The sequence below is a fragment of the Corynebacterium sp. BD556 genome (assembly GCF_038452275.1).
Taxonomy (GTDB): Bacteria; Actinomycetota; Actinomycetes; order Mycobacteriales; family Mycobacteriaceae; genus Corynebacterium; species Corynebacterium mayonis.
The window spans coordinates 1,283,071-1,308,480 of record NZ_CP141643.1 but is presented as its reverse complement, the minus strand read 5'-3'; the positions used below and the strand labels follow the sequence as shown (position 1 = coordinate 1,308,480).

At 62.2% G+C, this 25,410-nt stretch carries 24 protein-coding genes and 1 pseudogene; 16 read left to right on the top strand and 9 right to left on the bottom strand.

Annotated elements, in window-relative coordinates; all coding sequences use genetic code 11:
• The first annotated feature begins 9 nt into the window (after positions 1-9).
• The 13 genes from proB to VLL26_RS06055 all read left to right on the top strand — a co-directional run bounded on the left by proB (position 10) and on the right by VLL26_RS06055 (position 11,521).
• Positions 10-1,149, top strand: coding sequence for a glutamate 5-kinase (gene proB, locus VLL26_RS06115; RefSeq protein WP_342318254.1), 1,140 nt, complete (start codon positions 10-12; stop codon positions 1,147-1,149).
• Between the two features lie 23 nt (positions 1,150-1,172).
• A complete protein-coding gene (locus tag VLL26_RS06110; protein ID WP_342318253.1) occupies positions 1,173-2,090 on the top strand; it encodes a D-isomer specific 2-hydroxyacid dehydrogenase family protein in 918 nt (305 codons plus the stop codon).
• A gap of 22 nt (positions 2,091-2,112) precedes the next feature.
• Positions 2,113-3,405 (top strand): glutamate-5-semialdehyde dehydrogenase, encoded by a 1,293-nt coding sequence (locus tag VLL26_RS06105; protein WP_342318252.1) that lies wholly within the window; start codon positions 2,113-2,115, stop codon positions 3,403-3,405.
• A gap of 75 nt (positions 3,406-3,480) precedes the next feature.
• Positions 3,481-4,419: a hypothetical protein gene (locus VLL26_RS06100; protein WP_342318251.1), complete on the top strand. Its 939-nt coding sequence runs from the start codon at positions 3,481-3,483 to the stop codon at positions 4,417-4,419.
• 25 nt (positions 4,420-4,444) lie between these two features.
• Positions 4,445-5,071, top strand: a complete 627-nt coding sequence (gene nadD, locus VLL26_RS06095) for a nicotinate-nucleotide adenylyltransferase (protein ID WP_342318250.1) — start codon at positions 4,445-4,447, stop codon at positions 5,069-5,071.
• Between the two features lie 87 nt (positions 5,072-5,158).
• Positions 5,159-5,656, top strand: a complete 498-nt coding sequence (gene rsfS, locus VLL26_RS06090; RefSeq protein WP_342318249.1) for a ribosome silencing factor — start codon at positions 5,159-5,161, stop codon at positions 5,654-5,656.
• A gap of 37 nt (positions 5,657-5,693) precedes the next feature.
• Positions 5,694-6,332 (top strand): histidine phosphatase family protein, encoded by a 639-nt coding sequence (locus VLL26_RS06085; protein WP_342318248.1) that lies wholly within the window; start codon positions 5,694-5,696, stop codon positions 6,330-6,332.
• Positions 6,332-7,141 (top strand): DegV family protein, encoded by an 810-nt coding sequence (locus VLL26_RS06080; RefSeq protein WP_342318247.1) that lies wholly within the window; start codon positions 6,332-6,334, stop codon positions 7,139-7,141. Before VLL26_RS06085 ends, VLL26_RS06080 begins: the two co-directional genes overlap by 1 nt.
• 79 nt (positions 7,142-7,220) lie before the next feature.
• On the top strand, positions 7,221-7,883 hold the full coding sequence (locus VLL26_RS06075) for a ComEA family DNA-binding protein (RefSeq protein WP_342318246.1): 663 nt from the start codon (positions 7,221-7,223) through the stop codon (positions 7,881-7,883).
• A 5-nt stretch (positions 7,884-7,888) separates the two neighbouring features.
• A complete protein-coding gene (locus tag VLL26_RS06070; protein ID WP_342318245.1) occupies positions 7,889-9,484 on the top strand; it encodes a ComEC/Rec2 family competence protein in 1,596 nt (531 codons plus the stop codon).
• Between the two features lies 1 nt (position 9,485).
• Positions 9,486-10,424 (top strand): DNA polymerase III subunit delta, encoded by a 939-nt coding sequence (gene holA / locus VLL26_RS06065; RefSeq protein ID WP_342318244.1) that lies wholly within the window; start codon positions 9,486-9,488, stop codon positions 10,422-10,424.
• A gap of 24 nt (positions 10,425-10,448) precedes the next feature.
• Positions 10,449-10,877 carry an ankyrin repeat domain-containing protein gene (locus tag VLL26_RS06060; RefSeq protein ID WP_342318243.1) on the top strand — a complete coding sequence of 143 codons (429 nt, stop codon included), beginning with the start codon at positions 10,449-10,451 and terminating at the stop codon, positions 10,875-10,877.
• A complete protein-coding gene (locus VLL26_RS06055; RefSeq protein WP_342318242.1) occupies positions 10,874-11,521 on the top strand; it encodes a LysE family translocator in 648 nt (215 codons plus the stop codon). Before VLL26_RS06060 ends, VLL26_RS06055 begins: the two co-directional genes overlap by 4 nt.
• A 580-nt stretch (positions 11,522-12,101) precedes the next feature.
• Here VLL26_RS06055 and rpsT read toward each other — a convergent pair.
• The gene (rpsT, locus tag VLL26_RS06050) at positions 12,102-12,365 is read right to left on the bottom strand and encodes a 30S ribosomal protein S20 (RefSeq protein WP_342318241.1); all 264 of its coding nucleotides are present in this window, start codon (positions 12,363-12,365) and stop codon (positions 12,102-12,104) included.
• 188 nt (positions 12,366-12,553) lie between these two features.
• Positions 12,554-13,045: a hypothetical protein gene (locus VLL26_RS06045; RefSeq protein WP_342318240.1), complete on the bottom strand. Its 492-nt coding sequence runs from the start codon at positions 13,043-13,045 to the stop codon at positions 12,554-12,556.
• Positions 13,046-13,172: 127 nt separating this feature from the next.
• Here VLL26_RS06045 and lepA point away from each other — a divergent pair, with 127 nt between their 5' ends.
• The gene (gene lepA, locus VLL26_RS06040) at positions 13,173-15,035 is read left to right on the top strand and encodes a translation elongation factor 4 (protein WP_342318239.1); all 1,863 of its coding nucleotides are present in this window, start codon (positions 13,173-13,175) and stop codon (positions 15,033-15,035) included.
• Positions 15,036-15,058: 23 nt separating this feature from the next.
• Here the strand turns inward: lepA and VLL26_RS06035 are convergent.
• A pseudogene (locus tag VLL26_RS06035) lies at positions 15,059-16,860 on the bottom strand (BCCT family transporter).
• 52 nt (positions 16,861-16,912) lie between these two features.
• On the bottom strand, positions 16,913-17,854 hold the full coding sequence (locus VLL26_RS06030; protein WP_342318238.1) for a CPBP family intramembrane glutamic endopeptidase: 942 nt from the start codon (positions 17,852-17,854) through the stop codon (positions 16,913-16,915).
• 63 nt (positions 17,855-17,917) lie between these two features.
• On the opposite strand from VLL26_RS06030, the gene VLL26_RS06025 reads away from it, so the two are divergent.
• Together VLL26_RS06025 and VLL26_RS06020 are read left to right on the top strand one after the other, a co-directional pair.
• Positions 17,918-19,111 (top strand): alpha/beta fold hydrolase, encoded by a 1,194-nt coding sequence (locus VLL26_RS06025; RefSeq protein WP_342318237.1) that lies wholly within the window; start codon positions 17,918-17,920, stop codon positions 19,109-19,111.
• A gap of 600 nt (positions 19,112-19,711) precedes the next feature.
• Entirely contained in the window at positions 19,712-19,849 is a 138-nt protein-coding gene (locus VLL26_RS06020) for a hypothetical protein (RefSeq protein ID WP_342318236.1), read from the top strand.
• Here the strand turns inward: VLL26_RS06020 and VLL26_RS06015 are convergent.
• The 5 genes from VLL26_RS06015 to VLL26_RS05995 are packed head-to-tail and all read right to left on the bottom strand — an operon-like array spanning position 19,846 to position 25,392.
• Positions 19,846-21,201, bottom strand: coding sequence for an ABC transporter ATP-binding protein (locus tag VLL26_RS06015; protein WP_342318235.1), 1,356 nt, complete (start codon positions 21,199-21,201; stop codon positions 19,846-19,848). The two genes, VLL26_RS06020 and VLL26_RS06015, sit on opposite strands and share 4 nt — an antisense overlap.
• Positions 21,188-21,970, bottom strand: coding sequence for an ABC transporter permease (locus VLL26_RS06010; RefSeq protein ID WP_342318234.1), 783 nt, complete (start codon positions 21,968-21,970; stop codon positions 21,188-21,190). Before VLL26_RS06010 ends, VLL26_RS06015 begins: the two co-directional genes overlap by 14 nt.
• Complete coding sequence (locus VLL26_RS06005) at positions 21,967-22,902, bottom strand: ABC transporter permease (protein ID WP_342318233.1); 936 nt, start codon at positions 22,900-22,902, stop codon at positions 21,967-21,969. The genes VLL26_RS06010 and VLL26_RS06005 overlap by 4 nt, the downstream gene beginning before the upstream one ends.
• Complete coding sequence (locus VLL26_RS06000) at positions 22,903-24,369, bottom strand: ABC transporter substrate-binding protein (protein ID WP_342318232.1); 1,467 nt, start codon at positions 24,367-24,369, stop codon at positions 22,903-22,905.
• Positions 24,370-24,402: 33 nt separating this feature from the next.
• Entirely contained in the window at positions 24,403-25,392 is a 990-nt protein-coding gene (locus tag VLL26_RS05995; RefSeq protein ID WP_342318231.1) for an LLM class flavin-dependent oxidoreductase, read from the bottom strand.
• Positions 25,393-25,410 lie beyond the last annotated feature (18 nt).

The window sequence follows — 25,410 nt, the reverse complement described above, 5'->3', positions numbered from 1 at the left end:
TTTCTCGCCATGAATGCTGAGCTGACTGGGTCTGAGTCTGAGTTGCGTCGTCATATTGCCTCCGCGCGCAAGATCGTGGTCAAGGTCGGGTCGTCGTCTCTGGTCAATCAGGACTCGTCGGTGAGCCGGGTAAAGATTGACCGGATCGTCGATGCGCTGGAGGCACGCATCCGCGCCGGCAGCGACGTTGTCGTTGTCTCCTCCGGCGCGATCGCCGCGGGGGTGGCTCCGTTGGGGCTGAAGCTGCGCCCTCAAGACTTGGCCACAAAGCAGGCGGCCGCGGCGGTGGGGCAGATGCACCTGGCGCACACGTGGGCGGAGTCTTTCGCGCGCTACGGCCGCACCGTCGGGCAGGTGCTGCTCACGCAGGCGGATGCGGGGCGGCGCGACCGTGCCCGCAACGCACAGCGCACACTGGAGCGCCTGCGCCAGTTGGGGGCGGTACCGATTGTCAACGAGAATGACACGGTGGCCACCTCCGAGATGCGTTTCGGTGACAACGATCGGCTTTCCGCGATCGTGTCCACCTTGCTGTCTGCTGATGCGCTGGTGCTGCTGTCGGATGTCGACGGCCTCTACGACCGGCCGCCCAGCGAACCTGGTGCCCAATTTCTCAGTGAGGTGCGCAGCGGCAACGACTTGGAAAATGTCGCGGCGGGCGACGGTGGGCGGTTCGGCACCGGGGGCATGGCCGCGAAGGTTTCGGCGGCTCGCTTGGCGGCGCGCGGCGGCGTGCCGGTGCTTTTGACTGCCACGGAAAAAATCGCTGAGGCGCTCGAAAACGCGCAGGTGGGGACCGTGTTTCACACAAGGCCAGCTTCGCAGTTGTCCGCCTGGAAGTTTTGGGCGCTCTACGCCGCGGATGCGGAAGGGGTGCTGCGCCTTGATGCGGGGGCGGTGCGCGCCGTGACCCGCGGGGGGACTTCCCTGCTCGCAGTGGGCATCACTGAGATCGAGGGGGATTTCCACCGCGGCGACATCGTGGAGATCCTCGGGCCGAACGGTGAGGCGGTGGGGCGCGGTGAGGTCGCTTACGATGCGTCCGAGTTGCGCCAGATGTTGGGCAAACATACGTCGGAGTTGGAGGAGGGGCAGCGCCGCGCGGTGGTTCACGCGGATTACCTGTCGAACTTTGCGTCTCGCTTGTAAGCGGGTTGGCTACACTTTTGGCCATGAGGTTTGCATTTCTTCCCAAGTCCTGGGACCGTGTGGCGGCAGATCTTGAGGCCGCCGGTCACACCCATGTGGATTTTGCTGAGGATCCTGAATTGGTGCTGTTTCTCGGCGAAGCGGATGATTTCCCGGAGGAATTGCCCCAGAGCGTGAAGGTGGTGCAGATCTGTTACGCGGGCGTGGAGGCGCTTGCAAAGCGGGGGATTTTGGCGAAGCATGATGTGCGGTGGGCCAATGCAGCCGGGCTTTACGACGACACCGTGGCCGAGTCCGCCTTGGCTTTGCTTCTGGCGGTGCTGCACCAGCACCGTGCGGTTTCGCGTGAGTGGAACCAAAGGGAGCTCAATCGCACAACTGAGTTTCTTTTTGACAATAAGAAGTTGGCGATTTTGGGCGCCGGCGGCATTGGCCGCAAGCTCATCGAGTTCCTTTCCCCTTTCGGCGTCGATGTCACCGCCGTGAACCGTTCCGGTAAGCAGGTTGAGGGTGCTCGGCGTACTGTCGCTTTTGACTCGGCAGACATGGACGGGATCTGGGAGGAGCACGACTACTTCGTCGCTATTGCGCCTTTGACCGAAAAGACCCACCACATGATTAACGCTGAGAACTTGGCCCGGATGAAGAAGAACGCCGTGGTGATCAATGTGGGGCGCGGCCCGTTGGTTGACCATGACGCGCTTGCCGCTGCGCTTGCCGACGGCACCATCGCCGGCGCCGGCCTGGATGTCACCGAGCCGGAACCTTTGCCTTCCGATCACCGCCTGTGGGACGCCACTAATTGCGTGATCACTCCGCACACCGCCAACACCACGCACTATATGAAGCTGCGCGTGGGCCACCTGGCCAGGCAAAACTGGGAGGACTTCACGCAAGGAAAGAGGATGCGCACCCAGGTGGATGTAGAGCAAGGCTACTGAGTGCTGCGTCTATGCTGTGGGCATGGACACTGAGCAGCTATCCACACAGCGCAGCGCGGAGCGCGACGATGTTGTCACCAAGGCCACCGCCGCGAAGAAGGTGGCCCCCATCCTGGCGACTTTACCCACCTCAACAAAAAACGCGGTGCTTTTCTCCGCTGCCGACGCCCTCGTTGAACGCAGCGAGACGATTTTGGCTGCCAACGCCGCAGATATTGCTGCGGGCCGCGCTGCGGGTATGGAGGCGGCTTTGATTGACCGTCTTGCGCTTGACCGGGGCCGCATTGAGGACATGGCTGGTGGCTTGCGCCAAATTGCCGGTCTGCACGACCCCGTGGGCGAGGTGTTGCAGGGCCGCACCATGGACAACGGCATCCAGATGCGTCAGGTGCGCGTGCCGTTAGGCGTGATGGGCATGGTCTACGAGGCGCGTCCGAACGTCACCGTGGACGCTTTCGGTTTGGCGTTGAAGTCCGGCAATGTGGCATTGTTGCGTGGCTCGAAGTCCGCCCGCCACTCCAATGAGGCGTTGGTGGCGGTGCTGCAAGATGTTGTCGCCAAGCACGGCCTGCCGCGCGAGGTGGTGCAGCTTTTAGCGTGCGAAACACATGAATCGGTGCAAGATTTGATCACCGCGCGAGGCCTAGTTGATGTGGTCATTCCGCGCGGCGGGGCACGGTTGATTGAGGCAGTTGTCACCGGCGCGACCGTTCCCACCATCGAAACTGGCACCGGCAATTGCCACTTCTACATTGATGCGCAAGCCGAGTTGGATTCGGCGATAGAGATGCTTCTTAACGGCAAAACGCGGCGTTGCTCGGTGTGCAACGCGACGGAGACAGCACTTCTTGATGCCGCGCTGGCCCCCGCAGACAAATTGCGCGTCGTGCGTGCCCTGCAGGATGCGGGGGTGAGGGTGCATGGCGACGTCGACAAGCTTGGTGCCTTCGGCGCCACCGATGTTGTGGCTGCAACTGAGGCAGATTGGGCCGAGGAGTACCTCTCGCTCGACATCGCCGTGGCTGAGGTTGATGGTGTCGAAGGCGCCATCAGGCACATCGCGCGGTGGTCATCGGGCCACACCGAGGCGATCGCCTCCCAGGATGCGAGGGCGCTGCAGCGCTTCGCCGCCGCCGTCGACTCCGCCGCCGTCATGCTCAACGCCTCAACCGCATTCACCGACGGGCAGCAGTACGGTTTCGGCGCGGAAATTGGCATCTCCACCCAGAAGCTACATGCCCGCGGCCCCATGGCGCTGCCGGAGCTGACCAGCACAAAGTGGATTCTGCAGGGCTCAGGGCAGACGCGATCCTGAAAGATTGCGCCGACAGCCCTATGATGAATGCGGTCTATGTCTGTCTCAATCTCAATTTCGTCGAGGAGTGCCCCCGTGCCCACCTTCCGCTCCGTCCGCAACCGCTTAGCCACCGCGGCTCTAGCGCTGACCGCCGCGGTCACTGCCGTGATTTCCCCCGTCGCCGGATTTGCCCCGGAAGCCGCCGCCCAACACCGCTGCCCGGCAGTAGCCGTCATGGCGGCGCGCGGCTCGGGACAAAACAACGCAATCTATCGAACCACCTACTCCGGCCAGGCCGCCTGGACCTCCAACGGTTGGGAGGGTGAGACTATCCGCGCCTTCTTGCGGCATGCGGAGTCTCGCTACCGCGCCACCCACGGCGGCAACTCCCTCATGAAAGACGTCGAGGTCATCGGAATGGAGCCGCGCTACTACCCGGCGGTCTACCCGGACTACGACACCCCCGCCGTAGCCGTGCCCGTCACCATCGCCCAGGCGCTGGGGCTGGCGGTGCAATACGCAGTGCCCGTTTTAAACACCGCCCGCCGCGCTGGCAACGAGTTCATGGACTCCTTCAACCTCGGCCGCACCGGCGTGATGCAGCAAATCAACGACTACGAACAGACGACGGGGTGCCGCCCGGGATACATCCTGGTGGGCTACTCCCAAGGTGCGATGATCCTGCTGGAGCACGAGCGGGAGTTGGCTAGGCGCGGCCAGCTCGCGGGCGTGGTCTACTTCGGCAACCCGAATTCCGCGCCGCGTGACCCTCACACCGTTGGTGTGCCAGGAGGCGGCGCTGGCGGCATCCTTGGTTTGCTGCCCTTCAACACCCGCACCGCCGCAGCGACCCCGAACCGCGTTAACTACTGCCTTCCCCTCGACGGAGTCTGCGACCTGTCCCTCGCCACCCTGCAAGGCTCGCAAGGCAACGGTGGCAACCACGGCCGCTACTTCCTGTCCCCGTGGCAGTGGGACAACCACGTCTCCGATTCCTTCGGCCGATTCGTGGACCAAGTTCGCTACCGCTAATACTGCGGGCCATAAGATGGTCCACATGAAAGACGTGTTCGCTTTCGAGCCTCGTGATGGAAGGCGCATCGGCGTGATGGGCGGCACCTTCGACCCCATCCACCACGGCCACCTGGTGGCTGCCAGTGAGGTAGCTGAGCGTTTCGGGCTCGACGAGGTGGTCTTCGTCCCCACCGGCCAGCCGTGGCAAAAAGAGGGACAAGCCGTTTCGGACTCCGAGGACCGCTACCTGATGACGGTGATCGCGACCGCCTCGAACCCACGTTTTCATGTTTCGCGGGTCGACATTGACCGCGGCGGGCGCACCTACACCATCGACACGCTCAACGATGTGCGCCAGCAGTACCCTAACGCCCGGATTTACTTCATTACCGGGGCGGACGCTTTGGGCTCGATCATGTCCTGGCACAACTGGGAGGAAATGTTTGAGTTGGCGGAGTTCGTCGGTGTGACCCGCCCCGGCTACGAACTCAGCGAGGACATGCTGCCTTTGAAAATTAGGGAGCGCGTCCACCTGATGGAGATTCCCGCGATGGCAATTTCTTCCACGGATTGCCGCGCTCGCGCCAGCGAGGGCCGACCAGTGTGGTACCTGGTGCCGGACGGAGTGGTGCAGTACATCGCGAAAAACGCGCTGTACGCCAGGGCATGAGTGGCACACCCGGCGGCAAACGTGTGAGAATATCCACATAACTGGATGAACCCACAAAACAATCAACAACCAAGGGGCTTAAAGCATTTGACTGCACTGGAATCCTCGCGCGAGCAGGCCATCGTGGCGGCACGGGCGGCAGATGAGAAGCTCGGCCGAAACATTGGCGTCATTGATGTCTCTGACGTGTTGGCAATCACGGACATCTTCGTGGTCGTCTCAGCGGACAATGAGCGTCAGGTCGGCGCGATCAGCGCTGAGGTCGAAGACGCGATGACGAAGGCCGGCCACGAACCGAAACGCCGCGAGGGCCACCGTGAGTTGCGTTGGGTGTTGCTGGATTACGGCTCCATTGTCGTGCACATCCAGCGCGACGCCGAGCGCGAGTTCTACGGCCTAGACCGCCTGTACGCGGACTGCCCCGTCATTGAAATCGAAGGCGTCGAGCCCTACGAACGGCCGGATTCTTTTGCTGAAGATGCCGATGGTGCAAAGGTGCGCTCCATCGACGACATTGACAAGCTTCCCCTGGCCGGCGAAGGCCCCGGCAACGAGGACGAGGAGTTCGGCGACTTAAGGTTCTAAGCGTCACCCGCTTGACCAAGGCAAAGGGCAAACGACTATGAGTAGACGACTAATCATGCTGCGCCACGGGCAAACGCAGTACAACGCGACCCGCCGCATGCAAGGCCAACTCGACACGCAGCTTTCTGCGGTGGGCATTGAGCAGGCGCGGGCTGCGGCGTTGCTCATGCGTGAGGCTGGTGTGAGCAAGATCGTCTCCTCCGATCTGACGCGCGCCAGGCACACCGCCGACATCATCGCTGCCTCATTGGGGTTGGAGGTCACTGAGGATGCGCGCTTGCGCGAAACGCACCTGGGGGATTGGCAGGGAAAAACCCACCAGGAGGTGGACTCTTGGAAGGAAGGCATCCGCGCGCATTGGCGCCATCACGCTGATTGGGCGCCGCCGGGGGGAGAGAGCCGCCTGGATGTGGCGAAGCGGGCGCGTCCTGTCGTCGACGAACTTTTGCAGGGTTACCCACAATGGGAGGGTTCAGCGGTGCTGCTGGTCGCCCACGGAGGGACCATCTCAGCGTTGACCTCGAACCTTTTAGGTTTCGAGCTGCACCAGTACCCGCTGCTGAAAGGGTTGGGCAACACGAACACGTCCCGCTTGGCGGCGATGCCGGCTTATGGTGAGGGTGCGCAGGGCTACGCCTGGTACTTAGAGGCGTGGAACCAGGGGTTTAGCAACTGATGGCGGTGCGTATTGTTGTCGATTCCGCTTCTGGTATCCCGGAGGCGATCGCCGCCGAACTCGGTATTACGGTGGCGCCGCTGCATGTGATGCACGAGGAGGAAGGGGCGTCGACAAGCGGACTGTCGGCGATTGAACTTGCGGCTGTTTACGCGCGCCAGCTTGAGCGCGGCGGTGACGACGGCGTGGTGGCGCTGCATTTGTCGAAGAACTTGTCGTCGACGTGGTCGGCGGCTGTGACTGCTTCCGCGGTCTTTCCTGACACCGTGCGCGTTGTTGACACCGACACCGCAGGTATGGCGTTGAGTGCGGCGGCGATGGCGGCGGCCTCGCTTGCGCGCGACGGGGCGAGCCTCGACGAATGTGAGGAGGCGGCAAAAAAGACCCTTGAACGTTCGCAGACGTGGCTGTATTTGAACCATCTTGAGGGCCTGCGCAAAAGCGGCCGACTGTCGACGGGCACCGCCGTGTTGTCTGCCGCGCTGCTGGCCACGAAGCCGATTCTGCGCGTCAACGCCGGCAAACTTGAGCTTGCCGGCAAGACCCGCACCCAGGCGAAGGCCTTTTCCAAGCTCACAGAGTTGGTGCTGGAGCGCGCCGGCGGCAAACCGGTCTTTGCGGCGATCCAGCACGCCGATTCGCTGGAGGCAGCACAATCGCTGGCCGCGACGTTGCGCGAGGTGCTGCCGGAGGGCTCCACCATTATGGTCGAGCCGCTTGTCGACGTCCTCGCGGTCCACACCGGCGCAGGCTCCGTCGGCCTGTCCGTGGTTTTTTCAACCGACGATGTGGATAACCCAGCCGGATAGGTGACGCTTCACCGCGGTTATCCACAGGTTTGGTCGCCACTGTTTCCCTTCTGCCTGCGCACGTTTTAGCTTTTGCGCCATGGGCACTGTGAAGCAGAAGGCGAAGGCGGCAACCAGCCACGCATCGGGGCGGCTCAAAGAATTAACTCGTCCGTCGGGGCAAGAAGACCTCCTGCAGGTCGACTACTCCGCCCCGCGGGTGAGCGTGGAGCCACGCACCGCCCTGCTCGCTGTCGTGGTGGTGGCAATACTTGCCGGTGGCTGGTTCGTGTTGCGACCGCAACCCGTGGAGCTGCCGGCGCAGCAGTGGGAAACGCCGGCTGAAACCAACCCGCCCGGCGAAGTGGTGGTTTCGGTGGTAGGTGAGGTGGACAACCCCGGCCTGTTTACCTTGGCTCCTGGTGCGCGCGTAGCCGACGCCCTTGAATTGGCGCGCCCCCTACCGGAAGCCGACCTCGTAGCTGTAAACCAAGCACAAATGCTTGTCGACGGCCAACAAATCCACATCCAGGCCATCGGAGCTGCACCGCCGACGAGAGCCGAAACCTTAGGTCTGGTGTCCTTAAACACGGCCAGTGCGGCCGAGTTGACCTCACTGCCGGGGGTGGGGCAGGCTACCGCCGCCGCGATCGTTTCCCACCGGGAAGCAAACGGACCTTTCACCTCCGTAGATAAACTGCAAGACGTCAAAGGCATTGGGCCTGCGAAGTTCGCCGCGCTGAAAGACTTGGTCACGGTGTAGCGGGCATGCGTGAGCTACGGTTAGCCCCTCCGGCGCTGGCGGTGTGGGCGGGTGCGTTGATGACCTTGCTGTGGAGCCTGCCCGTGGCTGTGCTCGCCGTGGGCGTCGCCGCACTTTGCCTGCTGGCCTTCCAACAGGTGGGCCAGGCAGTGCTGAGCGCCGGCCTCGGCTGCCTATCGAGCGCTATCGCAGCGCTGCGCGTCGCAGCGGCCCGGGCCTTCGAGCCAGGGCAGACGATGGTGGGCCAGGTTGCTGGGGCACCCGTGCCCGTTGATTCGGGCGGTTTCCTCGTGCGGATCAACGTGACCGGCCACCCGGGGGCCATTGCAGTGTTTACCCCCGAACTGCCGCCCGGTGTGGTCACGGGGGCAGGGGTCGCCGTTTCGGGCACCGTGGGGCAGTCGCAAACACCTGGCACCACGCAGATAACGTGGTCAGGTCCCGTTGAGGTACTTGCAGCTCCCCAGGGGTTCGCGGCGCTTGCCGAGCACGTCAGAAGCACCTTTGCGGCTTCCGTCGAAGCCCACGTCGGCCCCGGCTCGCGAGGTTTGATCCCCGGCATGGTGCTAGGCGATACCTCCCTGCAAAGCGCCAGCGAAAAACAGGCCTACGTAGACACCGGCTTGTCGCATTTGAGTGCTGTTTCAGGAAGCAACATCGCAATCGTCACCACCGCCGCAGTGCTTGCAGCGAGCGCAGCACGTTTAGGCTTGCGCGCGCAGATCGTGGCGGCGGGGGTGGTGCTGATGATCTACGCGACTCTCGTTGGCCCGGAGCCCAGCGTTTTACGTGCGAGCGTCACCGGGCTGGTCACCCTCGTTGCGGTGTTGTCCTCCTCTGTCGCTGAGCCACTGCACGCCCTGTGCCTGTCGGTGGTTGCTTTGGTGCTTGTGGACACCAACCTGGCGGTCAACTTCGGCTTCGCCCTATCCGTCGCGGCGACAGCCGGGATCGTGGCGCTAAGCCCCCTGCTCTACCGCGCACTGGTGGTTTTGCGCTGGCCGGATGTGGTCACCCGGGCGTTGGCGGTGGCCCTGGCTGCCGATGCGGTGACCATGCCCCTGGTTGCCTTGATGGTGGGGCGTGTCTCATTGGTGGCGGTGGCGGCCAACGTGCTTGTCGCCCCGCTGGCCGCCCCGATCACGGTGCTGGGGCTTATCGCCGCACTGCTGTCTCTCTCGCCCGGCTCCTTCGAAATCCCGGTGCTTCTCGTGGTGGAGCCGCTAGCTTGGTGGATCCACGCGGTCGCCTCGGCAGGTGCAAGAATTGACGGCGCGGTGCTCACCGCGAGCCCGCTGATGGTCCTCGTGGGCTACGGATGGGTGGTGGCGGGGCTTGCGGCGAAACGCCCCCGGCTAACACTGCTGGCCACCGTGTGCGCAATCGCCCTCATGGCCCGCCCCGACCCGCCTTTGCCGGTGATCGACACCGCCGGCAAAAAGCTCCACGTGGTAGACACCGCCGACAACATCGAACCGGTGCCCACCGGCACCGAGGTCGTGGTGGTGTTGGAGGAAGGCCGCATGAAAAAGCGCCCCGTGGTCACCCCAGCCGGGGTGCCAGTTATCTACCCGAATCGAGGCGCACCTGAAAGCAGATAAGATGAGCCCCATGCTCAACCCCGTCCACCTTGTCCTCGGCGAAGACGAGTTCTTAGCTGAGCGCGCCACAGCCGCGATCATCGACAAGGTCAGCCCGGCTGCGGAACTGGCAACACTGAAAGCCAGCGAAATCACCGCCGGAGAACTCGCCATGGCCACCAGCCCCTCACTTTTTGCCGAGGAGCGGATCGTGGTGGTGGAAAAAGTGGAGCTAGCCGGCAAGGAACCGACAGAGATTCTGCTTAAGGCAGCAGTACACCCCGCGCCGGGAATCACCTTAATCATCAAACACAGCGGCGGTGGACGGCAAAAAGCGATGGTGCCGAAATTTTCCAAAGTCGCCCACGTACACAAAGTCGACCCGCTGCGTGAGGAAGATCGTCACACGTGGGTGGCCAACGAGTTTCGTCGCCATGGTCAGCGCCCCACCCCGGACGTCGTCGCCGCCTTGCTGGAGTCGGTGGGCTCCGACCTGCGCGAGCTGGCCTCGGCGGTCGAGCAGTTGGTGGCGGATACCGAAGGAGAGCTCACCGTCTCCAGTGTGCGCGCCTACTACTCCGGGGTGGCGGAAGTCTCCGGCTTCGACATCGCCGAGCAAGCCGTGGCGGGACGAGTAGACAAGGCACTTGCCTCCACGCGACGCGCCCTGCAGCTTGGGTTAAGTCCCGTGGCTGTGGCGGCGGCGCTCGCCACGAAGGTCGGTGACATCGCTAAGGTCTACAACACCCGGGGCAACCCGAACCAACTTGCAGGCGCCTTAAACATGCACCCATTTGCCGTGAAGAAAGCGATGCAAATGGCGCGAAGCTGGTCGGGGGAGGCAGTCAGCGACGCGGTCATCATCGTCGCCGAACTCGACGCCGCAGTCAAAGGGCAAGGCGGCGATAAGGAATTCGCCCTCGAAGACGCGGTGCGGCGCATAGCCCAACTGGCCAGATAAAAAGGCAGTGCTAGATTATTCCGGGTGAAAGACTCGACAAACCCAAACAACAACCCCAGCGAAAGCCCCAAGGACTGCCCGGACGATGTGCGCGACTTCGCCTCGAAGCTTTTCGACTTCGCCCGCAACGGCGACCACACCCTGCTCGACTACGTCGACCACGGCGTGGACGTCAACCTATCCAACCAGGACGGCAACTCGCTTCTGATGCTAGCGGCATACGCAGGGCACGCTGCGCTCGTGCGAGGACTGGTGAGCCGTGGGGCGGACGTCGACAAGCTCAACGCGCGAGGGCAGTCGCCGCTGGCAGGCGTGGTGTTTAAAAAAGAAGATGAGGTCCTCGACGTGCTCCTAGAAGCAGGCGCCGACCCACACGCCGGCCACCCCAACGCAATAATGACGGCACAAATGTTCGAACGTAGCGACCTCGTAGAGAAAATGACGAAGCGTTGATTACCCCCGGTGACCTCGCAGTCATCGTCGGCCTCAACGTCGTGGGAGCAGCCGCGCCGGGACCCGACGTAATCCTAATCACCCGCACCGCCACACGCTCGCGCAAACACGCCTGGGCAACCACCTGCGGCATCCTCACCGGCGTACTTTTATGGAGCACACTCACAGTCGTGGGCGCCGCCACCCTACTTACCGCGTTTCCCTGGGCGTTATCAGCCGTGCAAGTTATCGGCGGGGCATTTTTGCTCTGGATGGCGCAGGCCAACATCCGGCAGGGCTGGCGCGACCGCACCACCCCACCTGTGGACCTAGACGAAGCCGAAGCAGCACTCGGGCGGCTGCGCACAAGCTACCTCAAAGGACTGTCCACCAACCTGGCGAACCCAAAAATCGTCATCGCCTTGACAGCCATGATCGCCCCCTTGTTGCCGCCCCAGCCCTCAGTAGCCACCGCGGTGATCGTGATCTTATCCATGTGGGCCAGCGCCTTCGCCTTGTTCGGGGTACTCAGCCACGTCGTGTCCACCGAGCGAGTGCGCCGCCGCTTACTAGCGGCCGGCCCCCTGATCGACATGGGATCAGGCACCTTCTTTGCCCTGGTGGGCGCACTTCTCATCCTGCGCGCGGCGGCGCAGCCGGTATAGAAGTCGGCGCACTTGTGGCCCAAAAGATACGCCCAAGCATCACAGCGCGGCGAAGCGCGGAACTGAAAGCGACGCCGCGAACCGCCCACGGCAGAATTGATACGCAGCGACCAATGAGCATCAAGATGTTTAAACGGGAAGAAGACGAGCGAGGGCTGCTAGAAAGCCGACTCTGCGGCGCGCCTTTCTACTTAGCGGGTTCGCGGCGAGCTCTTGCACCGCCAGGGTGGGGTTTCAATTTATAAGCTCCCCCGCGGCTTTTCGCCCGCCGATTAGTTGGACCTCAACGGGGGTCGGTTGTAGCTGGGATCTCTAAAACGTGACCTCACTTAGGGGATATCTCGCCGTACCCTCTGGCGCCCCCTTTCCGGCGACGGCGAGATATCCCCCAACCGAGGTCCCCCTCGCACCAACCAACCCCACCCTGACACAAGACGCCGAAGGCCCCCAACCGAGGTCCCCCCGCACCAACCAACCCCCCCTGACACAAGACGCCGAAGGCCCCCAACCCGCGGAAGCGGAGGAAAACCAAAAACCCGGCTCCCCAACGGGGGAAACCGGGTTTGGCAGGGCCTGAAACTTAAGCCATCTTGTTGAGCGCGCGGGCCATGTTGGACTTCTTGTTGGCCGCGTTATTGCGGTGGAAGACGCCCTTGGTCACTGCCTTGTCCAGTTTGCGGGAAGCGACGCGCAACTGAGCTTCGGCGGCAGCCTTGTCGCCGGACTCGACAGCTTCACGGAACTTACGCATCTCGGTGCGGGTTGCGGAGCGCACGGATTTGTTGCGCATGCGGCGCTTCTCGTTGGTGAGGACGCGCTTTTTCTGCTGTTTGATATTTGCCATGTTGAATACCTCTTGGTTTTGGTCGATTCTGTGTGTGCAGTCGACCCGGGAAGGGGGAGTCAAACGCGCCGGGCATTTGAAAACGCGAACCCAAGGTCCTGCTCGCGTATCCCGGCGCACCCAGTGAAGATCCCGGATGCGGACAACCTGTTCAAGATAGCAAGCTCGGCGCCGAAACACCAAACCTGCTAGCTCCAGTCGAAGCGGTCTCGAAGTCGGTTGGCGATGCGCTCGAAACGGCGTGAGGGTAGGTAGATGCCGCGGCGGTGGACGTCCGTTTCTGGTACCAGCATAGTTTTGTCGAGCCGGACCCAGCATTCTTCGCCGCTGTCCTCCCACTCGCCGGATCCGATCCCTAACCAGTCGTGGTCGTCGCCGTGTTCAACTTCCGGGGAAATTAGCAGTCCGAGCACGTCGTGGTGCTCGCGGCCGATGACCACTATGGAGCGTTCTTGTGGGGGAGTGGAGGGTACGGTGACCCACACGACTTCGCCGGGTTCGGCTTGGCCGTCCATGTCGGGGGCGTAGTAGATGCCGCGGGCTAAGCGTGCAGTGGGTTTGACCAGAAGCCGGGAGGCGATTTTCCGGCTGCGCTCGCGCGGGGAACTTCCGAGGCGCTCGTTGAGGAGGGCGAGTCCTTCGTCGAGGGCGCTGCGGCGCTTGCTGCGGCTAAAGAGCATGGCGGTCCTTGGGGTGAATGTGTTTTGAGCACAACATTACGAGTGTTGGCAGGCTCACACAAGCAGTTGTGCATGTGGCGCCCTTTTGTTTTGTTTGCCCACGTGAGGCGGTAGAGTGGGCGGAACTATGGCTGCGCAAAAGACCAACTTCGCGGAAGACACGTTCACCGATCCCTCCCGGATCCGCAACTTCTGCATTATTGCCCACATCGACCATGGCAAATCCACGCTTGCCGACCGCATCCTTCAGCTCTCTAACGTTGTGTCTGCGCGTGATATGCGTGACCAGTATCTCGATAACATGGACATCGAACGTGAGCGCGGTATCACTATTAAGGCGCAGAACGTGCGGCTGCCGTGGACTCCGCGCAGCGGTGAGTTTGAGGGCCAGGACACTGTGTTGCAGATGATTGACACGCCCGGCCACGTGGATTTTTCTTATGAGGTCTCCCGTGCTCTTGAAGCGTGTGAGGGTGCGATTTTGCTTGTCGACGCCGCCCAGGGCATCGAGGCTCAGACCTTGGCCAACCTCTATATGGCCATGGACAAGGATCTGGAGATCATTCCGGTTTTGAACAAGATTGACCTGCCGGCGGCTGATCCGGAGAAGTACGCTCTGGAGATCGCTCACATCATTGGGATCGATCCGGAGGAGGTCATGCGTGTGTCCGGTAAGACCGGCGAGGGGGTGCCGGAGCTTTTGGATAAGCTGGTCGAGTTGGTTCCGCCGCCGCAGTCGGAGACCGGTTCGGATCCGGATGCGCCGGCGCGTGCGTTGATTTTCGATTCGGTGTATGACACTTACCGTGGTGTGGTTACTTACGTCCGCATGATGGACGGCACTTTGAAGCCGAATCAGCAGGTGCAGATGATGAACACCGGGGTGCGCCATGAGATCTTGGAGGTCGGTGTTGTCTCACCCACGATGAAAAAGACGAAGGGGTTGGGCCCGGGTGAGGTGGGCTACCTCATTACCGGTGTGAAGGATGTGCGCGAAACGCGTGTGGGCGACACGGTCACGTGGGCGTCGAAAGGCGCCGAGCAGGCGCTCGCTGGTTTTGAGGACGTCAAGCCGATGGTGTACTCGGGTTTGTTCCCGGTCAGCCAGGAAGACTTCCCGGCGCTGCGCGAGTCTTTGGAGAAGCTGCAGCTTAACGACGCCTCTTTGACCTGGGAACCCGAAACTTCCGTCGCTTTGGGTTTCGGTTTTCGCTGTGGTTTTTTGGGTCTTCTCCACATGGAGATCACCCGCGACCGCCTTGAGCGTGAATTTGACTTGGATCTGATCTCTACTGCACCCTCGGTGACCTACCGGGTGGTTGGTGAGGACGGAACCGAGCAGATGGTGCACAACCCCTCCGACTGGCCGGGCGGCAAACTGCAGGCGGTTTACGAGCCGATTGTGAACATGACCATCATTGTGCCCCAGGAGTTCGTCGGTACCACGATGGAGTTGTGCCAGTCTAAGCGCGGTTCCATGCGCAATATGGAGTATTTGTCGGAGGAGCGCGTTGAGTTGCGCTACATCATGCCGCTCGGCGAGATCATTTTCGACTTTTTCGACATGTTGAAGTCGCGCACCAAGGGCTACGCCTCCCTGAACTACGAGGACGCCGGGGAGCAGGAGGGCAACCTGGTTAAGGTGGATATTTTGTTGCAGGGCGAACCTGTCGATGCTTTCTCTGCGATTGTGCACAAAGATTCCGCCCAGTGGTACGGCAACAAGATGACCAAAAAGCTCAAGGAGCTCATTCCGCGCCAGCAGTTCGAGGTCCCGGTTCAAGCGGCGATCGGCTCGAAGATCATCGCCCGTGAGAACATCCGTGCCTTGCGCAAGGACGTTTTGTCGAAGTGCTACGGCGGTGACATTTCCCGCAAGCGCAAGCTTTTGGAGAAGCAGAAGGCCGGCAAGAAGCGCATGAAGTCCATTGGTTCGGTCACGGTGCCGCAGGAAGCTTTCGTCGCCGCGTTGTCTACTGACGAGGAGTAGTCGCGGCGAATCCTCCTTACTATTTAGCGGTTATCGTGCTGGTCGTCTGGTTCCCAGCCGTCCTCCCATTCGCCGGTGTCGTAGTCGTAGCCGACGGGCTCGCCGTGCTCGTCGGTGCGTCGGTACCACTCGGTGAGGTCGTCGCTGGTTGAGTCCACGTCCGCTACCCAACCGACTCCTGTGTGTCCGGGTGCGGCAGACACGGCGATTTGGAAGTCATCTCCGTATTCTTCCAGGCCGCGTCGGACTGCACCGCGCACCGCGGTTTCTACGTAATTGAAGCGCAGCGCCAGCGGGTCGGTGGACAGATCCCTTAAAAACGCCACCATGAGGGCGATGATGACCAGGGAGAAAGGCATTGCTGTGAGGATGGTTAGTGATTGCAGTCCGTCCAAGGCGTCCTCGCCGCCGGTGAGCAACATCACCACCGCTATTCCCATCATGAGCAGGCCCCAGAACACAACTAACAGGCGGTTCGGCTCCGGGTCGCCTTTGGAGGCCATAGTGCCCATCACCACGGAGGCGGAGTCGGCGGTGGTGATGAAGAAAATGCACAAGATGGCGACGACGAGTACGGCAACTACCCCGGAGAAGGGTAAGTGCTCGATCATGTGAAACAGCACCTGCTGGGCGGAGGCGGAGCCGTCGAAGCCGAGTAGGTTCTCCCGGGCGAATGTGATGGCCGTGCCGCCGAAGACGCTGAAGGCGAGGATGAGAACGGTGGTGGGGATGATGATGGTCACCAGGATGAATTGGCGCAGTGTGCGGCCGCGGGAGATACGTGCGATGAACAATCCGACGAAGGGTGCCCACGCAATCCACCATGCCCAGTAGAACGCGGTGTAGTTGGCTTGGAAGTCGAGCGTTTCCTCGCCCCACGATAAGGAGCGTGACGCCATGTCTAAAAACTCATTGAGGTAGACCAGGGCGCCGGAGGGGATCAGGTTGGTGAGAATAGCGTTGGGCCCGCAATGAACACGAAGGCGATGGCGGCAAGGGTCAAGGTGATGTTGATGTTTGACAGGATGCGGATGCCGTTGGACACACCCGAGACGGCCGAGATGATAAAGTCGGCGGTGAGGGTGCAGACGATGCCGACCATCAACGCCATGGAGGGGGTAAGCCCTCCCACAATCGAGATGCCCTCGCCGATTTGCAGGGTGGAGATGCCCAGGGAGCCGGCGGTGCCGAATAGGGTAGCGGCGATAGCGAGGATGTCGATGAAGCGGCCGGTCAGCCCGTCGGTGCGCTTGAGCAGGGGAGCAAACAGAGACGACACCAGTGAGGTGCGGCCGCGCCGGTACGAGGAATAAGCCAGGGCTCCGCCGACTAGTGCGTAGAGGGCCCACGGTGAGAAACCCCAGTGGTAGTTGGCTTGGGCGACCGCCCGGTGTAGGGCCTCCTCTGTGTTGCCGGATACCGTCAGTGGGGGAGGGGTGAGGTAGAAAGACAGCGGCTCGGAGGGGCCGAAGAAGAAGATGCCGACACCGATGCCGGCGGCGAACATCATGGCTACCCAGGAAAAGAGGGAGTATTCGGGTTCTTCGTCGTCTTTGCCCAGTTTGATGTTGCCGTAGCGTGAGAAAGCGATGGTGATCATGACCATGATGCACACCACCAAAACCACGTTGAATAGCCAACCGAAGTGGAGCAAACCCCACTGCAGCATGGTGTCGGTGACATCTTTGACTTGTTCGGGGCGTGTGATGCCCCAGAGGACGAAAGCGCTGATCAATACGGCGTTGACGCCGAAGACTACCTTGTCAAGGCCGAAGGTGTAGCGCAGTTCTTCAACGCTGAGCCCTGGCACAAGACCGGGGTGCATGTTGTCGGGGTAGAGGCCGATGGCGCGACGTGAGCGCATCGAGCGTGCTTTGTTAAGGGCGCTTGCCGCTACTTGGTCGGCGCGCCTTTTCTTCTCCGCCAATGGGAGCCTCCTTAAAATAGGCGACTCTCCTAGTTAACCCCGGCTGCTGAGGGTTTGTCACATAGAAGGAATTGCGCATGCCTCGTCCCCAGCGGCGCATGGCGAGCAGGATGGCGGCGGTAAAGATCACGGTGGAGATGGAGGTGATGACGGCGGATTCTGGTTTGACGTCGTTGTCCAAGGGGTTGCTTAAGCCCAAGCCAAGGACCATGAAGGCGGAGATGTTGTTTGCCGCGTGCAGCACGGTAGCGGCCTCGATTCCCCCGGTGTACCAAGTTAGAACGGAGGCGCAGATGGCGAAGATGGCTATGTCGACTAGGCCGATCCAGTTGTAGGAGTGGGCGGCGGCGAAAATGGGCACGGACAGGCCGTAGGACAACCAGGGCGAGCTAGTCCAGGTTCCCACGATTTGGGGGATGGCGGCACGGAAGGCGAGTTCTTCGGCGGCGGCTTGGACGGGGACGACAACTACGCAAATGGCGATGAAGATGAGGGTGCGGGAGGAGGGGGTGGGGGTGTCGCCGGTAGACAGGTCGAGCAACCAGAGGCTGCCGTAGGCGACGGTGGTGACTGCAAGGGCGATAAGTGTCGGGCGGGCGCGGACACGGCCGGCGACGCTGAGCAGGGTGGCGGGGTTGCGGCCGGCGAGTTTGGCGGCGAGAAGCGGCGCGGCGATAGTCATGGCTAGGGCCGTAAGGGAAAGGAGGGTGTTGTCGAGACTGGAGTTGGTGAAATCTAGCAAGGTAAACGGCAGTCCCATGAATACGCCGATCATGCCGAGCAACAGCGCGGCACCAATATTGAAGGTGAAAATTAGGATGGTCAAAAGGACGGCTTCAACGGCAGCGCGCCACCAGGGGCGCTTGACGCGGTGAAAGTTAGGAGCTGTCACGGGCACTATTTTTCCATCGGTTTGTACCTAATGCGTGGTGAGCAACCCGCTACCATCGCTGACATGGGAATCTTTCAAGATAGCCGCACCGTTACTATCACGCGAGGCGGCGTGGACGTCTTTGCCCGCATCGTTGGGCAAGATTCGCAGCCAGCGCTTCTTTTCCTCCAGGGAGGGCCGGGTTCGCCGAGCCCACGGGAGCGCTTCGACTGGATTGCTGAGGCTCTCACGCGCTACCGGGTGGTGCTTCTTGACCAGCGCGGTACCGGAAATTCCTCCCGCGTCGACCGCGCCGCGCCGCTGCTTGTCGACGCCCCCTTTCTCCGCCAGCTCCGCGCCGACAACATCGTCGCCGATGCCGAAGCAATCCGTGAGGAACTCGGCATTTCCTCCTGGGACGTTTTGGGTCAGTCCTTCGGCGGATTCTGCCTCGCGCACTACCTCGCCGCGCACCCAGACAGCGTGGGCAACGCCTTTTTCACGGGAGGGCTGCCCACCATCACCCGCAGCGCAGATGAGGTTTACCGCGCGACCTTTGACAAGTTGCGCTCCCGCCACTTGGAGTTTTACCGCCAAGTGCCTTTTGCCCAAAAGAACATCCGCCGGGTGTGCCGACACCTTGAATCCACGGAGGAACTGTTGCCCACCGGCGAGCGGTTGAGCTCGCGGCGCTTGCGCACCGTCGGCACGGCACTCGGGCAGGAGGGCGGTTTTGATGCCTTGGCCCGATTGTTTGAGTCGCCCTTTCACTCTCATGGGAGGCTGCGCACCGACTTCTTAGCGGAGGTGGGCCAGCGCGTGTCCTTCGAGTCTGCCCCGCTCTACGCGGTGCTGCACGAAACGATCTACGGCGGCACGGTTCCTGGGGCGACCAACTGGGCGGCCCAGCGTGTCTCTGAGCAGTTGGAGGGCTTTACCCCGCACGCCGACTGTGAAGCGGGGGAGTTTTTCCTCACTGGAGAACATATCTTCCCCTTCCAATTTGAGGAAGATCCGGCGCTTACTCCGTTCCGGGAGGTGGCGCAGGAGTTGGCAGGAGTCGACGATTGGTCGAACCTGTACGAGGGCCTGGGTCGGGTCGACAACGCCTACGCGGTGGTCTACACCGATGACATTTACGTTCCCCGCGAGCTTTCCTTGGAAAGCGCCGACGCCTTGGGGGTGCGCGTTTATGAAACGGACAAGTGGCAGCACGACGGGCTGCGCCGCCACGGGCGCGAGGTCATCGGGGTGCTTGCGGAGATGGCGGGAATCTAGCTTCGTGATTGTCCTGGCTGCCTCATCCTGTTTCACCTGCCCACAGGCAAAGGAAGTTTCGTTGAGCGGTGCTGATAGTTGCGCGAATTAAGGCACCCTTGGTAGGGGGCAAGCTGGCACACCTTAGCCCACGCCGTGATCGGCAAAGGGTGACACAGTTCGCGCAAGCACCCCCAGGGGCTGGGGTTGGGAGGGCTTAAAAAGCAATCGCCGGGCGCGGGGTTTTTTTAAGCTTCAGGTTTTTGGCGCTGAGAGCTCGAAGAAGGTTTATGGTGGGCCGGGATCGAATTAGGTGGTGTGCGGGGCCTTGTTGGTTTGTTGGTTTGTTGGTTTGCTAAAGTCGGCGGGCCTGCCGGCCGTGTTCCAATGAGCAGCGGCTTGAAAAGACCGTGGCTCTCAGGCGCGCGGCCGTGTCATCGGGCAGTGGTTTAACAACCGACGGTTGTGCGCCACCTTTTCGCCGCAACCCACGGCGCTGGGGCCGTTGTCTGCGAACCAACCCGCTGCTTCTGACGGCACCGTGCCTTTGACTTCGCCCTGCTAGAAGCCGAATTTTCGCTTAAATCACACGCTTGTCATATCGGGGCTATGATGACAGGCATGCAGGCACCTTTTCCCCGGGAACAGACGCACTTGACCGGCGACGAGATGGATACCTTCGACAACCTCGTGGAGGGATTTGAGCATAGTCAAGAGCACTTGCTTGATCCCTCGCTGATGCTCTACGTCACCCGCTAGGAGCGGGCGGAGGCCAGAAGTTGGCGGGTGTAGTCGTGCTGTGGGCTCGCCCAAATATCTTCGGTGCGGCCCTGCTCCACGATGCGTCCGGCGTGCATGACGGCCACAGTGGGGCACAGCTCGCGTACCACGGATAAATCGTGGGAGACAAAGATGAGGGTGTTGTCGGCGACGACGTCGTCGAGAAGCTGAAGCACTTGGGCGCGCAGGGTGACGTCTAAGGCGGAGACGGGTTCGTCGGCAAGCAAAATCTGCGGGCGGGGTGCCGCGGCGCGCGCAATCGAGATTCTTTGGCGTTGCCCGCCGGAAAACTCGCGAGGTTTGCGCCCGGCAGTGCCCGCAAGCCCCACCTGCTCAAGGACCTCGGCAACGCGCCTTTCGTCCACGCCCACCTCACGAATCGACTCACCCACCGCCATGCGCGGGTCGAGAGAGGAATAAGGGTCCTGGAAAACCATTTGGATGTCGCCGTTGACGTCTGCGGTGCCGCTATCAGGTGCCGAAAGTCCGGCGATAACGCGAAGCAGCGAGGTTTTGCCGGAGCCGGAGCCGCCCACGATGCCGAGGCGCTGCCCGCGGTGTACGGTGAGGCTGACACTGTCGAGCGCGAGTGTAGTGCCGCGGGTCAGGTTGACTCGGTCAAGACGTACCACCGGCTCACCCGTCTCGCGCGCCGGCGCGGGCGGGCCCGGCTCGGCAGCGGCGAAAAGCTCGCGGGCGTAGTCGGAGTCGCCGGCCACGATGCGGCCTTCCTTAAACACCAGCACCCGGTCGGCCATCCGGCGGATGACGCCCAAGTCGTGGGAGATAAATAACAGCCCCATGCCGCGGTCGCGGACTATGCGGTCGAGCAGGTCAAGAATGTGAGATTGGACGGTGACATCCAAGGCGGTAGTGGGTTCGTCGCAGATGAGGATGTCGGGGTTGTCAGCTAATGCTGCGGCGATCAACACTCGTTGGCGCTGGCCTCCGGACAGCTCGTGCGGGTAGGCGTCGGGGCGGTCCACCCCGACTTCTGCAAGCAAAAGTTTCGCCTCGCTGCGGGAACGAGAAACTTGCCGACCCACCTTGGTTAAAGGGTCGAGGGCGGTCATCGGCTCCTGGAAAATCATCGCCACCTTCTTCCCGCGCACGCTGCGGCGCACGCGGTCGGGGGTGCCGATCATCTGGGTGCCGTCGACAAGCACGCTGCCGCGGGCGTCGAGGTGGGGCAGCAAACCCATGATGGCAAGTGCCGTCATGGTTTTGCCGGAGCCGGATTCACCGACGATACCGATGCGTTCACCGCGACTTATGCTGAAACTCACGCCGTCGACGGCGCCGTCAATGCTGAGGTCCTCAACGACGATCACGGCCGCCTCCCATCAAGTTAAATCCGAGCACAGTTACCGCGATCGCGACACCCGGCCACAGCGCCAAGCCCGGCGCGGTAGCCAGGTAAGGTTGGCTGGCCTGCAGCATCCTCCCCCATGAAGCATAAGGTGCAGGTGTGCCCAAGCCGAGGAAGGACAGTCCAGCTTCCGCGAGGATCGCCAGGGCGAGCGCCACAGAGATCTGCACGATGGCCAACGGGGCGATGTTGGGCAAAACGTGGCGCAGCGCGATGCGGTGGGCGGGCACTTTGGCCACGCGGGCTGCCAGGATGTAGTCCTGGCTCATCACCTGCAGGGTTCCTACACGCGCGACGCGCGCGAAGCCGGGGATGCCAGCGAGGCCGATGGCGAGAACTACCACCCCAAGGCCCGCGCCGAACACGGCGGTGAAAACAATGGCCAAAAGGAGGGCGGGAAAAGCCAGCGCCAGGTCGTTGAGGCGCATGACCACGGATTCGACCATTCCGCGGCGCATGCCGGCCCACATGCCGAGCAGCACCCCGATGAGGGCGGAAAGCGACACTGCGCCCAAAGAGACGAGAAGGGTGATTCGGGCGCCAGCCATGATGCGTGAAGCTATGTCGCGGCCGAATTGATCGGTGCCCAGCCAATGGGAGGTGTTCGGGCCCGCCAGGCGTTCGCTCGGGTTGGCTTGCAGCGGGTCGAAAGGCGTCCACACCACCGAGGTTAAGGCGAGCAGAGCGACGAAAAAGACAATGCTCAGGCCGATTTTTTGGCTGCGGGTCATGCGCTCCTCCTGACACGCGGGTCGATCACGGCGTAGGTGAGGTCGACGAGGGTGTTGATGATGAGTGTGAACGCCACCAGCAGCATCATCACGGTCTGGATGGTGGTTAGGTCGCGGTTGCCTACGGCGGTGAGCAGCATGGTGCCAAGGCCGGGAATGGTAAAGACGCGCTCGATGACCACAGCGCCGACGATGAGGCTGGACAGTTGCAGCCCCATGACGGTGAGCACGGGCAGCGCCGCGTTTTTCAGTGCGCGTCCGTAGAGCACCTCGCTTGTCGACGCCCCCCGTGCCCGCGCCGTGCGCACATAATCTTTGCTCATTTCTTCGAGCATGGCCCGGCGCACGTAGCGAGTTAGGATAGCTGCCTGCACGAGCGCTAACGCCGAAACAGGCAAAACCAGGTGGGCGGGGCTTCCCCAGCCGTTGGCGGGGAGCCAGCCGAGACGCACGGAAAACACGGCCACGCCAAGGATGCCGACCAGGAAGCTCGGGACGACGATGCCGAGCTGGGTCACTGCGGCGAGCACTCCTGCGGAGGTGGTGCCTTCGCGCGCGGCGAGGAAGACTCCGAGGGGCACGGCAATCAGCATGGTCATTGCCATGGCGAGAAGGGTCAGGGTCAGTGAAACTCCGGCGCGTTCGATGACTTGTGGGGTGATGTCGGTGGCGCTGGCCATGGAGATGCCGAAGTTGCCGCTGAGCAACCCGCCCATCCAGTCGAAGTATTGGACGGCGAGAGGGCGGTCGGTGCCCAGCTTGGCCGCCATTTCGGCGATGGCCTCCTCCGTGGCGGAGACTCCTAAGGCGATGCGTGCCGGATCACCAGGCACGGCTCGCAGCAGCAAGAAGATCAGCACGCTGGCCAGAAACATCAAGGCAGCGAAGCGGGCGAAGATGCGCACGAGCGTGGCGGGAAAAGCTGTGCGCATCTACATCCCCTCCTTGGAAAAATCCGCCAGGCGCAGCGCATCGGTGACCACATTGGGGTTTATTCCTCCCACCCCGGGCGCGGAGAGCACGATGTTTGGGGCGTTGAGTAAGGTCAAGGAGGCGGCGTCCGACATGATGTGATCGACCGCGGCGCGCATGTTGGCTTCTTGGTCGCTGACCTCGGCGGCCGCGATGAGCTCTTGGGTGCGTGCTGAGTCGTAACCAATGTAGTAGTCGGGGTTGCCGAAAAGCATCGGTATATCGCGTGGTTCCACGTGGGCAACCAGGGAAGCCTGATAGTTGTGTCCCTTGTGGACGACATTGAGCCACATGGCTGGAAATTCGACGGTTTCGAGGGAAACCTTAAAACCGACGTCGCGAAGCTGCGAGAAGATCAGCTCGGCTGCGTCCTGGGCGTAGGGCAGGCTCGGCACCGTGATGGTGACCTCCGGGCTATTTCCGGCTAACAGTTCGCGGGCCTTTTCCGGGTCGAAAGGGAAGTAGTCGTGGTTGGGAAACCACGGGTCGGTGGGGGGTACGGGGGCGCCGCCGGTGTCGGTGCCCAGCCCGTTAAAGACCACTTCGTTGAGCGCGGCGCGGTCTATTGCGTAGGCGGCGGCTTGGCGCACCGCCGGGTCGTCAAAAGGTGCTTGGCGGTTGTTCATGCTGAACAACACCTCGCCGTTTGTGGTGCCGACATGCACGTGAATGTCCTCGGGCAAGGCGGTGACAAGTTCGGGGGCCTGCATTGACCACACGACGTCGACATCGCCCACGCGCAGCGCGTTGACCGCGGAGACTGGGTCGGCGAAGTAACGGATGGTGGCGTCGCGCGCAACGTCGCCGCCCCAATAGTCCTCGCGTGCGGTGTAGTCGATTGCGTCGTTGGGGCGAAAGGAGGCCACCGTGTAGGGGCCGGTGCCCAGCGGGTCGGTGGCTAAACGCTCGATGCTGGCCGGGGTCATGACCGCTCCGACGAAAGTGCCCATTGACCAGATCCAGCTCGCCGTGGGCTGCGACAGGATGACTTTCACCGTGTGCTCATCAATTACCTCCACCGCTTCGACGGGGGCCATCTGCTTTTTCAAGGCGTTGGTCCATTCATCGCGCACATACTCGATGGAGAACTTCACATCATCAGCGGTCATGCGGGTGCCGTCGGAAAAGGTGACGTCTTCGCGCAGATGAAAGGTGTATTCGGTGCCGTGTGCGTTGACGTCCCAGCTTTGCGCCAGGAAGGGTTGCGGGGTGCCGTTGTCGTCGATGCGCACCAGCGTTTCGTAGACGTTGCCCATCATGGCTTGAGGGGCGGCCGCTCCCGCGACGGTGGTGAAATCGAGCCCGGCGGGTGGGGCGGAGGCAGCGACAACGAGGTTGTCGTGCTCCCTGTCGGCGGAACCGCAGGCAGCCAGCGGGATTACGGCGGCGGCCGCCGTGAGCGCCGCGCCGACTCGGTGGGCAAACATGAGGCAGAAGTGTACACAAGCCTGCTGGGTTGTTTAGTGCGCGGGCCAGTTTTCGCGCAGAATCTCCATGCCGCGCAGTGCTTCTTCGTGGGTGGCGTTGTGCAGTGAGATCATCAACTCGTCGGCCTTGGCGTGCTCAGTAAACCAGGTGAGGTAGTCGGCGACGTCTTGTCCGGTCCCGCGGGCAGTGTATTTCAACATGCCGATGATCTGTTGGCCCTGCGGGGAGTCGATCACCGCGTCGAGTTGCTCATCGTTGAGCAGTTGACCACGGCGGCCAATGAGTGCGCGTACGCGGCTGCGGTGCACTATTTCGGTTTGGCGTTGAGCGTCTTGTCGGGTGTCGGCGGCGGTGACGTTGACTGCGGCGATGACATAGGGCTGCGGGTGGCGCTCGGAAGGTTCGTAGTTTTGCCGGTAGTACGTGGTGGCTTGTTCCAGGTGTTGTGGCGCGAAGTGGGAGGCGAAGGAGTAGGCGAGGCCCAGTTTCGCGGCGAGGGAGGCGCCGAACATGGACGAGCCCAAGATGTAGAGGGGGATGTTGGTGCCTGTGCCGGGGTGGGCGGTGACACCGGGGATGGGGGAAGTATCTGAAAGCCAGGCTTGCAGCTCGACAACATCGTTGGGGAAGTTCTCGGCGGCGTGGGGGTTGCGCCGCAAAGCGCGGCCGAGGGTGTGTTGGTCGGTGCCCGGTGCGCGGCCCAACCCTAAATCGATGCGGCCGGGGTAGAGCTCGGCGAGCATGCCGAATTGTTCGGCGATGACGTACGGGGAGTGGTTTGGCAGCATGACCCCGCCGGAGCCGAGGCGGATTGTTTCAGTGTGGGCACCAATGTGGGAAATGAGCACCGCTGGGGCGGAGGAGGAAATCGAGGACATGTTGTGGTGCTCCGCGTACCAGATGCGCGAAAACCCCAGCGATTCCGCTTTTTGCGCGAGGGCCACGGATCGTTTCATGGCCTCGGCAGGGGATTCGCCGGGGTAGACGGTGCACAGGTCAAGCAAGGACAGCGGGGTGTTCATGGCACCCACGCTACGCGC

Bases quoted from the DNA above. Each gene is read 5' to 3' on its own strand.
- VLL26_RS06080 (WP_342318247.1), top strand. From the start codon at position 6,332: ATGGCGGTGCGTATTGTTGTCGATTCCGCTTCTGGTATCCCGGAGGCG.
- holA (WP_342318244.1), top strand. From the start codon at position 9,486: ATGAGCCCCATGCTCAACCCCGTCCACCTTGTCCTCGGCGAAGACGAG.
- rpsT (WP_342318241.1), bottom strand. From the start codon at position 12,365: ATGGCAAATATCAAACAGCAGAAAAAGCGCGTCCTCACCAACGAGAAG.
- VLL26_RS06105 (WP_342318252.1), top strand. From the start codon at position 2,113: ATGGACACTGAGCAGCTATCCACACAGCGCAGCGCGGAGCGCGACGAT.
- VLL26_RS05995 (WP_342318231.1), bottom strand. From the start codon at position 25,392: ATGAACACCCCGCTGTCCTTGCTTGACCTGTGCACCGTCTACCCCGGC.
- lepA (WP_342318239.1), top strand. From the start codon at position 13,173: ATGGCTGCGCAAAAGACCAACTTCGCGGAAGACACGTTCACCGATCCC.
- VLL26_RS06005 (WP_342318233.1), bottom strand. From the start codon at position 22,902: ATGCGCACAGCTTTTCCCGCCACGCTCGTGCGCATCTTCGCCCGCTTC.
- VLL26_RS06045 (WP_342318240.1), bottom strand. From the start codon at position 13,045: ATGCTCTTTAGCCGCAGCAAGCGCCGCAGCGCCCTCGACGAAGGACTC.
- VLL26_RS06025 (WP_342318237.1), top strand. From the start codon at position 17,918: ATGGGAATCTTTCAAGATAGCCGCACCGTTACTATCACGCGAGGCGGC.
- VLL26_RS06110 (WP_342318253.1), top strand. From the start codon at position 1,173: ATGAGGTTTGCATTTCTTCCCAAGTCCTGGGACCGTGTGGCGGCAGAT.
- VLL26_RS06085 (WP_342318248.1), top strand. From the start codon at position 5,694: ATGAGTAGACGACTAATCATGCTGCGCCACGGGCAAACGCAGTACAAC.
- VLL26_RS06000 (WP_342318232.1), bottom strand. From the start codon at position 24,369: ATGTTTGCCCACCGAGTCGGCGCGGCGCTCACGGCGGCCGCCGCCGTA.
- VLL26_RS06010 (WP_342318234.1), bottom strand. From the start codon at position 21,970: ATGACCCGCAGCCAAAAAATCGGCCTGAGCATTGTCTTTTTCGTCGCT.
- proB (WP_342318254.1), top strand. From the start codon at position 10: ATGAATGCTGAGCTGACTGGGTCTGAGTCTGAGTTGCGTCGTCATATT.
- VLL26_RS06020 (WP_342318236.1), top strand. From the start codon at position 19,712: ATGCAGGCACCTTTTCCCCGGGAACAGACGCACTTGACCGGCGACGAG.
- VLL26_RS06075 (WP_342318246.1), top strand. From the start codon at position 7,221: ATGGGCACTGTGAAGCAGAAGGCGAAGGCGGCAACCAGCCACGCATCG.
- nadD (WP_342318250.1), top strand. From the start codon at position 4,445: ATGAAAGACGTGTTCGCTTTCGAGCCTCGTGATGGAAGGCGCATCGGC.
- VLL26_RS06070 (WP_342318245.1), top strand. From the start codon at position 7,889: ATGCGTGAGCTACGGTTAGCCCCTCCGGCGCTGGCGGTGTGGGCGGGT.